This is a genomic window from Streptomyces sp. MAR4 CNX-425 (genome assembly GCF_048656465.1).
Lineage (GTDB): Bacteria > Actinomycetota > Actinomycetes > Streptomycetales > Streptomycetaceae > Streptomyces.
The window spans coordinates 1-12,220 of record NZ_JBMDLF010000009.1 but is presented as its reverse complement, the minus strand read 5'-3'; the positions used below and the strand labels follow the sequence as shown (position 1 = coordinate 12,220).

Below are 12,220 nucleotides of genomic sequence, written 5' to 3'. Positions count from 1 at the left end.
GCTACTTCTTCGCCGCGGCCTGCTTGCCGAAGCGGGCCTCGAAGCGGGCCACGCGGCCACCGGTGTCGAGGATCTTCTGCTTGCCCGTGTAGAACGGGTGGCACGCGGAGCAGATGTCCGCGCGGATGGTGCCGGAGGTGACGGTGCTCCGGGTGGTGAACGAGTTACCACAGGTGCAGCTGACCTGGGTCTCCACGTACTCCGGGTGGATGTCGCGCTTCAAGGGATTCTCCTAGGTTCGGGAGGGCTCCGGGTCGCTCCGCGGGCTGCGTCACGTGAACCGGGACCGACGTACCAGTCTACGAGGACCGGTCGTGCTGGCCAAAACGGGTCGCGGGCCCGCTTTATTCCACGTCCCGTCCCGGGCCGCTCTCCGCCTACGGCGCCGCCGCCTGCGCGCCGCCGCGGGGCGCGACCTCCGGCGGCGCGTCCGGTGCGGCCGGCGGCGGGGCGGTGACCACGCGGTCCTGGCCCGCCCGGGCGCCCGCGGTGTCCTTCAGCGCGGACCCGGGTATCCGCCGGTCGTCCCGCAGCGCCTCCCAGACCTGCGCGGACTCCTTCTCCAGCGGCACCACGCGGTTGCGGTCCTGCGCGTCGTACGTCACCGGGAGGGTCACCATCTGCAGGTCGTCCGGCCCTATGCCGCCCAGGCTCTCGGCCAGCCGGCGCAGCTCGTTCACCGAGGCCAGGTCCTCGTCGGTGGTGATCGACTCGGTGGCGGTGTCGGCGAGGCCGATCAGCTTCGCCGGGCTGGTCAGCAGGTCGATCTCGCCGATCCGCTGCACCAGCGCCCTGACGAACACCTGCTGGAGCTCTATCCGGCCCAGGTCGCTGCCGTCGCCGACGCCCTTGCGGGTCCGTACCAGACCGAGCGCCTGCTCGCCGTCCAGGGTGTGCGTGCCGGCCTTGAGGTCGAGGTGGCTGTCGGGGTCGTCGATGTCCTGGCGGGTGGTGACCTCGACCCCGCCGAGCTGGTCGATCAGCCGCTTGAAGCCGCTGAAGTCCACCTCGACGAAGTGGTCCATGCGCACCCCGGTCATCTTCTCCACGGTCTTGACGGTGCAGGCCGGGCCGCCGACGGAGTACGACTCGTTGAACATGGCCCGCTCGGCGGCCGGGGCGGTGCCGCCGCCGTCCCGCTCGCACTCCGGGCGGTCGACGAGGGTGTCGCGGGGGATGCTGACGACGCTGGCGCGCTTCCGGTCCTCGTAGACGTGCACGATCATCGCGGTGTCGGAGCGGGCGCCGCCGCCGTCGCGGCCGTATTCGGCGTTCTCGCCGGCCCGGGAGTCGGAGCCGAGGACGAGGATGTCCATGGAGCCGCCGGGCAGGTCCTCGGGCCGGTCGCCGCCCAGCTTGGCGTCCAGGTCGACGCTGGTCAGGTTGCCGTTGAGGCGGAAGTAGAGGTACGTGAGCCCGGCGCCGCCGAGGATCACGGCCCCGACGAGCACCCAGACCGCGGCGAGGACCGCCTTGCGGCGGGGGCTGCGCGGTCGCCGGCCGGGATCCCCGGCCGCGTACGGTTCCGCCATCGGCTCCTCACCTCGGCCGCTCAGGTCCCTGACGCGCCGCGGGCAGGTCCAAACTTTTCCCCACATTCCCCGACAGGGATCACCTAAAAGGGTTACACACGTCTAGGTGAACGCGCAAAAGCCTCCCCCCGTTCCGGGGAGAGGCTTTTGCCCTGATAAGTCCCTGACCTGCACCGGTTCGCGTGGGCCCGGCGCGAGGCCCGGAGCTAGTCGCCGTTCGGCGTGGGCGTGGTCTTCTGGATCTGGAGCAGGAACTCGGCGTTGCTCTTGGTCTGCTTCATCTTGTCCAGCAGCAGCTCCATGGCCTGCTGCTGGTCCAGCGCGTGCAGCACCCGGCGGAGCTTCCAGACGATGGCCAGCTCCTCGCCGCCCATCAGGATCTCCTCCTTGCGGGTGCCGGAGGCGTCCACGTCGACCGCGGGGAAGATGCGCTTGTCCGAGAGCTTGCGGTCCAGCTTGAGCTCCAGGTTTCCGGTGCCCTTGAACTCCTCGAAGATGACCTCGTCCATGCGCGAGCCGGTCTCGACGAGCGCGGTGGCCACGATGGTCAGCGAGCCGCCGTCCTCGATGTTCCGCGCGGCGCCGAAGAACCTCTTCGGCGGGTAGAGCGCGGTGGAGTCCACGCCGCCGGACAGGATGCGGCCGGAGGCGGGCGCCGCCAGGTTGTACGCGCGGCCGAGCCGGGTGATCGAGTCGAGCAGCACGACGACGTCGTGGCCCAGCTCGACCAGGCGCTTGGCCCGCTCGATGGACAGCTCGGCGACCGTGGTGTGGTCCTCCGCCGGGCGGTCGAAGGTCGAGGAGATGACCTCGCCCTTCACCGACCGCTGCATGTCGGTGACCTCTTCCGGCCGCTCGTCGACGAGGACGACCATCAGGTGACACTCGGGGTTGTTGGTGGTGATCGCGTTGGCGATGGACTGGAGGATCATCGTCTTGCCGGTCTTCGGCGGCGCCACGATCAGCCCGCGCTGCCCCTTGCCGATGGGCGAGACGAGGTCGATGATCCGCGGCGTCAGCGTGCCCGGGTCGCTCTCCAGCCGCAGCCGGTCCTGCGGGTAGAGCGGGGTGAGCTTGCCGAACTCCGCGCGCCCGCGGCTCTGTTCCGGCCCCTGGCCGTTGACGGAGTCGAGCCGGACCAGCGCGTTGAACTTCTCCCGGCGCTCGCCCTCGCGGGGCTGGCGCACGGCGCCCGTGACGTGGTCGCCCTTGCGCAGGCCGTTCTTGCGCACCTGGGCCAGCGACACGTACACGTCGTTGGGGCCGGGGAGGTAGCCGGAGGTGCGGACGAAGGCGTAGTTGTCGAGGATGTCGAGGATCCCGGCGACCGGGATCAGGACGTCGTCCTCGGCGATCTGCGGCTCGCTGAAGTCCTCGCGCCCGCGGCGCCCGCGGCGGTCGCGGTAGCGGCCCCGGCGGCCGCGCCGGCCGCCCTCGTAGTCGTCGTCCTGCTGCTGTTGCTGCCGGCCGCCGCCCTGGTTCTGCTGGCCGCCGCCACCGCCCTGGCCGCCGCCGTCGTCGCCCTTGTTGCGGCGGTTCTGCCGGTCCCGGCGCCCGCCGCCCTGGCGGTCGCCCTTCTGCCGGCCGCCGTCGCCGAACTGCTTGCCGCCGTCGCCGCCGGACTGCCGGCCGTCGCCGCCCTTGTCGGGCCTGTCGGCCTTCTCCGCCCGGTCCCCCTGGTCGCCGCCCGCGGTCTGCTGCCCGTCACCGGGCTGGTCCTGCGACTTGGCGGGCTGGCCGGGGATGTCGATCCGGGAGTCGCCCTCGTCCCTGCGGCCGCTGTCCTTGCCGCCGGCGCCCTGCGGCTGCTCGGCGCGCTCGGCCTGCTCGACCTCGCCGGTACGGGCCCGGGAGGTGGCGCGGCGCTTGCCCACGGCCTTGTCGACGGCCTTGTCGCCCGCCTTGTCCGCGGTCTTCTCGGCGGTCTTCTCGGCCTTGGCCTCGGCGGGCTTGCCGCCGTCGGCGCCCTGCCTCTCCTTGATCACCTCGATGAGCTGGCTCTTGCGCATCCGAGCGGTGCCCCGGATCCCGAGGCCGGATGCGATCTGCTGGAGCTCCGCCAGGACCATGCCCTCCAGGCCGGCGCCACGACGGCGCCTGGTCGAACCGGCGGTGGTTGCGGGAGCCCCCCCAGTCTCCTGCTGGGAGGCACCCCCAGAAGCTGGGCTGGCGGCGTTCTCTGCGTTGACGCCCATCAGATCGGTGGTGTCGCTCACGAAGGGTCCTTCCCTGGAGCGGTGCGTCGGCCTGTCTGGCTCGGCGACCGGTCGTGCTCTCCGGCTGCGGCCCGTGCGTTTGCGTCCGCGGGTCCGCGTCGGTGCGGTAGTCCGCCGTACGGCGGTGAAGACTGTGCAGGGTCGGCATGCTGGTGATGCGGGGCACTCGGGTGGGTGTCACGCACGACAGCGGTGCCGATTCGGGAGCGTCACTGCACCGGCAGGCTGCTCAGGCAATGTGGAAGGCTCCCGGAAGAAAGGCTGCCCCGCTGGGGTAATCCCCTTGTGGGACCGGCCCCCGGGCCCTGCGGCCCGGAGAGACCCCAGCACACAGCACGGCCGTGTTGATCCTGGTCGGTCCTGCGACCGGGTCGAAACCCACGACTGAGTGGATCCCACGACTGAGGTGCGCTGGTGCTGCCTTGAGGTTAACACTATCGGATCCTGCAGACATTCCCCCTCTCCCGGCGCCGACGGCCGGTCGCGTATGTCGCGTGGCAGGCCGCCGCCGCCCGTCAGGCCAGCGGGAGCACGCTCGCCCCCTCCCGGTCGAGGTCCAGCCGGTTCGCCGCCCAGCCGTCGCCCGCCGACAGCGCGACCTTCTCGGCCGCCCCGTCCTCCGCGAACGCCAGCACCGTCGGCCCCGCGCCGGAGATCACCGCCGGCACGCCGTCCGCCCGCAGCCGCGCCACCAGCGCCGCGCTCTCCGGCATCGCGGCGGCCCGGTAGTCCTGGTGCAGCCGGTCCTCCGTGGCCGTCAGCAGCAGCTCGGGGCGCCTGGTCAGCGCCTCGACGAACAGCGCCGCGCGGGCGGCGGTCAGCGCCGCGTCCGCGTGCGGCACGGTACGGGGCAGCAGCCCGCGGGCCTCCGCCGTGGACAGCGGGTTGCCCGGCACGAAGACGACCGGGACGACGCCCCCGGCCGGGTCCAGCCGGATGGCCCGTACCGCCGGCGCGGGCGCCTGCCCGGGCAGCGCGCCGGCGCCGCCCGTGCCGTCGTCCGTCCAGGCCAGCGTGAAGCCGCCGAGCAGGCACGCCGCGACGTTGTCGGGGTGGCCCTCCAGCTCCGTCGCCAGCTCCAGCAGCGCGGTCTTCTCGGGCGCGGTGTCGAGGGCGCCCGGCCGCTCGGCGCCGCCGATCGTCACCGCCCGCGCGGCGATGATCCCGGCGCAGATCGCGGCGGCGGACGACCCGAGCCCGCGGCCGTGCGGGATCCGGTTGGCGCACACCACCTCCAGCCCGCGCGGCTGCCCGCCCAGCGCCTCGAACGCGCTGCGCATGGCCCGTACGAGCAGGTGCGACTCGTCGCGGGGCAGGTCGTCGGCGCCCTCGCCGGCGATGTCGACGTGCAGCCCGGACTCGGCGACCCGGACCACCACGTCGTCGTACAGCCCGAGCGCGAGCCCGAACGTGTCGAAGCCGGGGCCGAGGTTGGCGCTGGTCGCCGGCACGCGGACGCGTACGGGCGCGGCGCGGAAGGCTGGACCGGCCATCGCTTGCGTGACTCTCCTTGTGTGGCTCTCACCCGGTCTCCCCGGGCGGTGGGGGAAATCAGCTCGGCATCGGATGCGCCCGACCGGCGCCCCGCGGACGCGCCGTGCGCGCGCGGCCGGACGGTACGGACGTCTTCCAGAGGGGTGCCCGGGACAGTCGACCGGCGGGCTCAACCCCAGCTTATCGAAGGTGGGTTCCCCTGCGACATAGGGCGCACAGGAGGCGCTCGATGCGCGGCCCGCGCACACACCCGAAAGGCCGTACGGGGCCGGGCCGGGGTCAGGCCAGCCCCAGCCGCTCCGCCGCCGCGTCCGCGTCCACCGGTACGGCGACGGGCTGCGGCGCGCCGGCCACCGCCCAGTCCGGGTCCTTCAGCCCGTTGCCGGTGACCGTGCAGACGATCCGCTGGCCGGGGTCGACCATGCCCAGCTCCACGGCCTGGAGCAGCCCCGCGACGCTCGCCGCCGAGGCGGGCTCGACGAAGACGCCCTCCTGCGCGGCCAGCAGCTTGTACGCCCGCAGGATCTGCCGGTCGGTGACCGCCTCGATGAGCCCGCCGGACTCGTCGCGCGCCCGCTCCGCCAGCTCCCACGAGGCCGGGTTGCCGATGCGGATGGCGGTGGCCAGGGTGCTCGGGTCCTTCACCGGCTCGCCGCGCACGATCGGCGCCGCGCCGGCCGCCTGGTAGCCCCACATGCGGGGGGTGCGGGTGGCGGGGCCGTCCTCCCGGTACTCGCGGTAGCCCTTCCAGTACGAGGTGATGTTGCCGGCGTTGCCGACCGGGAGCACGTGGATGTCCGGCGCGTCCCCGAGCGCGTCCACCACCTCGAAGGCGGCGGTCTTCTGGCCCTCGACCCGCGCGGGGTTGACGGAGTTCACCAGCGCCACCGGGTGCTTCTCGCTGAGCCGCCGGGCGAGCGTCAGGCAGTCGTCGAAGTTGCCGTCGACCTGGAGGATCTGCGCCCCGTGCACCAGCGCCTGGCCCATCTTGCCCAGCGCGATCTTGCCCTGCGGCACCAGCACCGCGCAGGTCAGCCCGGCCCGTACCGCGTACGCGGCGGCGGAGGCCGAGGTGTTGCCGGTGGAGGCGCAGATCACGGCCCGCGCGCCGGCCTCCTTGGCGACGGAGATCGCCATCGTCATCCCGCGGTCCTTGAAGGACCCGGTGGGGTTGGCGCCCTCCACCTTCAGGTGCACGTCGCACCCGGTGCGCTCGCTGAGCACCCCGGCCGGCACCAGCGGGGTCCCGCCCTCACGGAGCGTCACCACCGGGGTCGTCCCGTGGACCGGCAGCCGGTCGCGGTACTCCTCGATGACGCCGCGCCACGCGGGTGCCGGCCGCGCGACGGAGTCGCTGATGTCACGTCGCGGTTCGTCGATCACTGCGTCCATTCCTTACGTCACTCCCCTTCGACCCGCATGGTGCTGGCCACGCCGCGTACGGTCTCCAGCCTCCGCAGCGCCTCGACCGTGGCCGCCAGCGCGGCGTCCGTCGCCCGGTGCGTGACCACCACGAGCGACGCCTCGCCATCCTTGCCCTGCTGCCGGACCGTGTCGATCGACACGTCGTGTTCGGCGAAGACGGCGGCCACATGGGCGAGCACGCCCGCCCGGTCGGCCACGTCCAGGCTGATGTGGTACCGCGTGACGACCTCGTCCGGCGGCGCCACCGGCAGCTGCGTGTACGCGCTCTCCCCCGGCCCGCTGCCGCCGCTGAGCCGGTGCCGGCAGACCGCGACCAGGTCGCCCAGCACGGCGCTGGCCGTGGGCGCGCCGCCGGCGCCCGGGCCGTAGAACATCAGCTGACCGGCCGCGCTGGCCTCGACGAAGACGGCGTTGTACGCCTCGCGGACGGAGGCCAGCGGGTGCGTCAGCGGGATCATCGCCGGGTGCACCCGCGCGGTGACGGACCTGCCGTCGGGCGTGCGCTCGCAGATGGCAAGCAGCTTGACCGTACAGCCCATCCGGGTGGCCGACGCCATGTCGGCAGCGGTGATCTCGGTGATGCCCTGGCGGTGCACGTCGTCGAGGCGGACCCGGGTGTGGAAGGCGATGCCGGCGAGGATCGCGGCCTTGGCGGCGGCGTCGTAGCCCTCGACGTCGGCGGTGGGGTCGGCCTCGGCGTAGCCGAGCGCCGTGGCCTCCTCCAGCGCCTCGGCGTAGCCGGCGCCGGAGGTGTCCATGCGGTCGAGGATGAAGTTGGTGGTGCCGTTGAGGATGCCGAGCACCCGGTCGACCCGGTCGCCGGCCAGCGACTCGCGCAGCGGGCGGACGAGCGGGATGGCGCCGGCGACGGCGGCCTCGTAGTAGAGGTCGACGCCGCGGCTCGCGGCGGCGGCGTAGAGGCTGGGGCCGTCCTCGGCGAGGAGGGCCTTGTTGCCGGTGACGACGCTGGCGCCGTGCTCGAAGGCGGTGGTGATGAGCGTACGGGCCGGCTCCAGGCCGCCGATCAGCTCGATGACGACGTCGACGTCGCCCCGTTTGACCAGCGCGGTGGCGTCCGTGGTGACCAGCTCGTCGGGGATCCCCGGCCGCTCCACCCCCGTGCGCCGCACCGCGACGCCCGCCAGCTCGACCGGGGCGCCGATCCGGGCGGCGAGGTCGGCGGCGTTCGCCGTCATGATGCGCGCGACCTCGGAACCGACGGACCCGCAGCCCAGGAGCGCCACCTTCAGCGGACGCCTCTCGCTCATATGACCTCGTTCCTCACGTGCACCGGTGATGGGCGATTCCAGTCTCACGCAGCGGGGGGCGTTTGCGAGGCCCTGTCCGGATGCCGAGACGTAGCGTTTGCGGCCTGAGATGCGGCTTCGTGCCCTCAGCCGACGTCGAGCCGCAGCAGGTCCTCCTCCGTCTCCCGCCGCACGATCTCCCGCGCCGCGCCGTCCGCCGCCACCACCACGGGCGGGCGCGGCACGTGGTTGTAGTTGCTCGCCATGGAGCGGCAGTACGCCCCGGTGGCCGGCACCGCGAGCAGGTCCCCGGCGGCCAGGTCGGCGGGCAGGTAGGCGTCCCGTACGACGATGTCGCCGGACTCGCAGTGCTTGCCGACCACGCGGGCGAGCATCGGCTCGGCGGTGGAGGCGCGGGAGGCCAGCGCGACCGAGTACTCGGCGTCGTAGAGCGCGGTGCGGATGTTGTCCGACATGCCGCCGTCCACGCTCACGTACGTACGCAGCCCCGCCAGCTCCTTGACCGTCCCGACCTCGTACAGCGTGAAGGCCGTGGGCCCGACGATGGCCCGGCCCGGCTCCACGGACAGCCGCGGCATCGCCAGCCCCGCGGCGGAGCACTCGCGCGAGACGATGTCGCGCAGCGCCTTGGCGATCTCGTGCGGCTCGCTCGGGTCGTCCTCCGGGGTGTACGCGATGCCGAGGCCGCCGCCGAGGTCGATCTCGGGCAGCTCCACCCCGTGCTCGTCGCGGATCTCGGAGAGCAGCCCGACGACGCGGCGGGCGGAGACCTCGAAGCCGGCCATGTCGAAGATCTGCGAGCCGATGTGGCTGTGGATGCCGGCCAGCTCCAGGGACTCCAGCCCCAGCACCCGCCGTACCGCCTCGGCCGCCTGGCCGTCGGCGAGCGCGAGGCCGAACTTCTGGTCCTCGTGGGCGGTGGCGATGAACTCGTGGGTGTGCGCCTCCACGCCCACCGTCACCCGGATCTGCACCCGCTGGCGGCGGCCGAGCCGCTCGGCCGCGTGCGCCACGCGGACGATCTCCTGGTACGAGTCCAGCACGATCCGCCCGACGCCGGCCTCCACGGCCCGTTCGATCTCGGCCGGGCTCTTGTTGTTGCCGTGCATCGCGATCCGCTCGGCCGGCATCCCGGCGGCCAGCGCGGTCGCCAGCTCGCCGCCGGAGCAGACGTCGAGGTTCAGCCCCTCCTCGCGCAGCCAGCGCACGACGGCGCGGGACAGGAACGCCTTGCCGGCGTAGAAGACGTCCGCGCCCTCGAAGGCGTCGGTCCAGGCGCGGCAGCGCGCCCGGAAGTCCGCCTCGTCGAGGAAGTAGGCGGGGGTGCCGAACTCCTCGGCGAGCCGCGTCACCGGCAGCCCGCCGACGGTGACGACGCCGTCGCCGTCGCGGGCGACGGTACGGGCCCAGACGTGCGGGTCGAGGTCGTTGAGGTCGGCGGGCGGGGCGGCGTAGTGCCCTTCGGGCAGCACGTCGCCGTGCCGGGGGCCGGCGGGGTGGGCGGATCGGCTCACGGCGGGGTACTCCTTCGGTGGTGCGGGTGGGTCGGTGGGCTCAGAGGTGCTCGGGCGCGTGGATCCCCAGCAGTGCGAGCCCGTTGCGGAGCGCCACCCCGGCGGCGGCGGCCTGGCGGAGCCGGGCCCGGTGACCGGCGGTGGGCTCCTCGTCGCCGCCGGGGAGCGCGGGGTGGGCCGCCTCGGCGCCGAGGAAGGCGCCGGCCAGGACGTCGAGGTGCCGGGCGAGCCGGTCGGGCGCGCGGCGGCGGGCGGCGGACTCCACGACGGCGGGGAGGTCGCCGATGGCGGCGCGCAGGGCGCCGTCGGTGCGAGTGTGCCGTACGGGACCGGCGGGAGGCACGCCGGGTGGGCCGGCGAGACCAAGAGCGGCCGCCGCACGGGCCAGGGCGGCGGTGCGGGAGTGGGCGTACCGGACGCGGAAGAGGGGATTCGACTCGCGCCGGACGAGGAGGCCGGGGGTGAGGCGCGCCCGGTGCTCGCCGGGGGTGCGCAGGCAGGCCCAGCGGACGGCGTCGGCGGGGTAGCGCGCGACGTCGCCGGCTAGCGGGACGGGCCGTACCCGTACGACCTCGCCCCGCTCGGCGAGGGACCCCCCGGCGCAGACCAGCAGCCCCCGCAGAACCCCGCCGAGAACCTCGGCCCGCAGCCCGTCCGCGACCCTGAGCGCATAGACCTCCCCCCCGAGAACGTCCCCGCCCCCGAACCGCTCCCCCGCCGCCAGGGCCTCCTCGACGGGATCACCGCTCCCCCGCAGGGTGATGTTGAGAAACCCGGGCCCGCTGACGGTCACCTCGGCGATGCCGGGGAGCGCGGCGAGCCGTACCCGCAGAAACGCGGCGACGTCGAGAGGATCCCGCCCGGCGGCGTGGGCGAGCTGGAGGGCGGCGTTGGTGGCGTAGTCCCCGCACCCCCCGGGCCGCGGCCGCTCCACGACGACACGCGCCGGCACGGGTGCGCCGAACTCACCCACCGCGGCGGATCGCACCGTACGCAACACGGTGCCGGTGAGCTCTGCGGGGTCCACGGGACCAGCGTATGGGAGGCACCGGGGAGGGAGGCGAACCCTTTTACCCGACCCGTCCCCGGATCAGCACACGGAAGACCCGGCGGGCTCCGCGTCGTCGGCGGCGTCCCCGGCCAGCGACTCCCCGACCCGCTCGGAACCCCGCCGCGCAGCCAGCCGCCGCACGACCCGCACCAGGTCGACCGGCTCGAAGGGCTTGGCCACGAACGCGTCCACCCCGGCCGCCCGCCCGGCCTCGACCTCCAGCTGATTGCACCCGCTGACCACCGCTATCGGCAGCCCCCGCGTCCGCGAGTCGGCCCGCAGCCGGGCCGCGGTCCGCAGCCCGTCGAGCCGGGGCATGACGATGTCGAGCGTCACCACATCGGGACGGACCCGGTGGACGACTTCCAGGCACTCGGCACCATCGGCCGCGGTCACGACCTCGAAACCCTCAAGTTCGAGATTGACCCTGATCAGCTGCCGGATCACCTTGTTGTCATCGACGACAAGGACCCGGCCGGACAAGCCAGGCACAAGGGAAAGCGTAGGCGCGCCCGCCCCCCTACGTCCGGCTTTTGGACACTTCCGCCCCTGACCTGCACACACACCCCGCCCCCCACCCCCAAAACCCGGTGGCCGACCACCCCCCGGAAGCTGGTAGGGTTCTACCCGTCACCGCACCACCACGCGGAGACACGCCCCCGTAGCTCAGGGGATAGAGCAACGGCCTCCGGAGCCGTGTGCGCAGGTTCGAATCCTGCCGGGGGCACCTCGCCTGAGGTGCCCAAGACCCCGTGACCAGCGCAAGCGCTGAGGACGGGGTCTTCTTGCGTGCGCAGCCGAAGGCCGCCGGATGCGGCTCCATGCCACTGATCACGTAATGACGACGTCATGATCTTGAAGGACTCCCCGCAGGTCAGACCACGATCTCGGCCAGCTAGTGCTGTGACCGCGTAGGTTCGCCGGTTAAGGCATGGCCCTGCCCCGAAGGCACGGAGCACTCGTGCAGGGGAACCCTTGTGACGGTGACGTCCAGGTGTCATCGAGAGTCAGGTGACGCCTGCCGTCGCGAGAGGGTCAGCGTGCGCCGCTCTCGGTCTGCGTCCGTGACGACGACCAACACCTCGGCGCCGGCCTCAACGACGTCCTGTGGAGTTGCCACGGGCGTCGAGGTGAGCTCTTGAAGACGGACCAGTCCCTCAATGCCGTCGGCAACCTGGACGAAGACGCCGAACGAGACCAGTTTGGTGACCTGTCCCTGCAGTGTTTGGCCCACCGTGATGCTGTCGGCGAATGCCTGGAAGGGGTCCGGCTGTGTCGCTTTCAGGGAAAGTCTGGCCTCTCCGTTCCATGTGTCGAACTGGAGGAACTCGCACGAGACGCGCTGCCCGACCTGAACGACGTCCGAAACTGCGTCGATACGCCGCCAGGACAGTTCGGGAATCGTGATGAACCCGACGCCGGGGAAGACCGGATGGTCGGGGCCGTTGTCCAGCGCCACGAACACGCCGAACCGTTCGATGGCCGTGATCGTGCCGGAGAGGATCTCGCCGCGGTGACGTGATTTCAGGAACGCCCACAGTTCCGGGTTCTCAGTGGCGGTCATGGCCAGCCGGGCGTGGCCCTCATCCAGGTCAACGGCGATCACCTCGGCGGTGATCCGCCGGCCGACCTTCACGGCCGCAGACCGATTCCCTCTCCAGGAGACGTCCGAAGGCCAGATGCTCCCCAGCGGGTGTGCGGGGAATCCGTCCAGGGTGAC

At 72.9% G+C, this 12,220-nt stretch carries 10 protein-coding genes and 1 tRNA gene; 1 reads left to right on the top strand and 10 read right to left on the bottom strand.

Annotation, left to right across the window (positions count from 1 at the left end):
- Position 1: 1 nt before the first annotated feature.
- The 9 genes from rpmE to ACHZ99_RS23645 all read right to left on the bottom strand — a co-directional run bounded on the left by rpmE (position 2) and on the right by ACHZ99_RS23645 (position 10,992).
- Positions 2 to 223: a 50S ribosomal protein L31 gene (gene rpmE / locus ACHZ99_RS23685; RefSeq protein WP_018840095.1), complete on the bottom strand. Its 222-nt coding sequence runs from the start codon at positions 221 to 223 to the stop codon at positions 2 to 4.
- 154 nt (positions 224 to 377) lie between these two features.
- Complete coding sequence (locus tag ACHZ99_RS23680; RefSeq protein ID WP_420306740.1) at positions 378 to 1,532, bottom strand: LCP family protein; 1,155 nt, start codon at positions 1,530 to 1,532, stop codon at positions 378 to 380.
- A 206-nt stretch (positions 1,533 to 1,738) separates the two neighbouring features.
- The gene (gene rho, locus ACHZ99_RS23675) at positions 1,739 to 3,748 is read right to left on the bottom strand and encodes a transcription termination factor Rho (protein WP_420306739.1); all 2,010 of its coding nucleotides are present in this window, start codon (positions 3,746 to 3,748) and stop codon (positions 1,739 to 1,741) included.
- 515 nt (positions 3,749 to 4,263) lie between these two features.
- Entirely contained in the window at positions 4,264 to 5,241 is a 978-nt protein-coding gene (gene thrB, locus ACHZ99_RS23670) for a homoserine kinase (RefSeq protein ID WP_420306738.1), read from the bottom strand.
- A gap of 280 nt (positions 5,242 to 5,521) precedes the next feature.
- A complete protein-coding gene (thrC, locus tag ACHZ99_RS23665; protein ID WP_420306737.1) occupies positions 5,522 to 6,634 on the bottom strand; it encodes a threonine synthase in 1,113 nt (370 codons plus the stop codon).
- Between the two features lie 8 nt (positions 6,635 to 6,642).
- Complete coding sequence (locus ACHZ99_RS23660; protein WP_420306736.1) at positions 6,643 to 7,935, bottom strand: homoserine dehydrogenase; 1,293 nt, start codon at positions 7,933 to 7,935, stop codon at positions 6,643 to 6,645.
- 125 nt (positions 7,936 to 8,060) lie between these two features.
- A complete protein-coding gene (lysA, locus tag ACHZ99_RS23655) occupies positions 8,061 to 9,449 on the bottom strand; it encodes a diaminopimelate decarboxylase (RefSeq protein WP_420306735.1) in 1,389 nt (462 codons plus the stop codon).
- A gap of 40 nt (positions 9,450 to 9,489) precedes the next feature.
- The gene (locus tag ACHZ99_RS23650; RefSeq protein WP_420306734.1) at positions 9,490 to 10,476 is read right to left on the bottom strand and encodes a DALR anticodon-binding domain-containing protein; all 987 of its coding nucleotides are present in this window, start codon (positions 10,474 to 10,476) and stop codon (positions 9,490 to 9,492) included.
- 63 nt (positions 10,477 to 10,539) lie between these two features.
- Positions 10,540 to 10,992 (bottom strand): response regulator, encoded by a 453-nt coding sequence (locus tag ACHZ99_RS23645; RefSeq protein WP_420306733.1) that lies wholly within the window; start codon positions 10,990 to 10,992, stop codon positions 10,540 to 10,542.
- Between the two features lie 163 nt (positions 10,993 to 11,155).
- On the opposite strand from ACHZ99_RS23645, the gene ACHZ99_RS23640 reads away from it, so the two are divergent.
- A tRNA-Arg gene (locus ACHZ99_RS23640) sits at positions 11,156 to 11,227 on the top strand.
- Between the two features lie 270 nt (positions 11,228 to 11,497).
- Here ACHZ99_RS23640 and ACHZ99_RS23635 read toward each other — a convergent pair.
- The coding region (locus ACHZ99_RS23635) for a S1 RNA-binding domain-containing protein (protein WP_420306732.1) at positions 11,498 to 12,220 on the bottom strand (723 nt) is incomplete at its 5' end.

Coding starts and splice junctions, on each gene's coding strand:
- ACHZ99_RS23660 (WP_420306736.1), bottom strand. CDS start 7,935: ATGAGCGAGAGGCGTCCGCTGAAGGTGGCGCTCCTGGGCTGCGGGTCC.
- thrC (WP_420306737.1), bottom strand. CDS start 6,634: ATGGACGCAGTGATCGACGAACCGCGACGTGACATCAGCGACTCCGTC.
- ACHZ99_RS23680 (WP_420306740.1), bottom strand. CDS start 1,532: ATGGCGGAACCGTACGCGGCCGGGGATCCCGGCCGGCGACCGCGCAGC.
- thrB (WP_420306738.1), bottom strand. CDS start 5,241: ATGGCCGGTCCAGCCTTCCGCGCCGCGCCCGTACGCGTCCGCGTGCCG.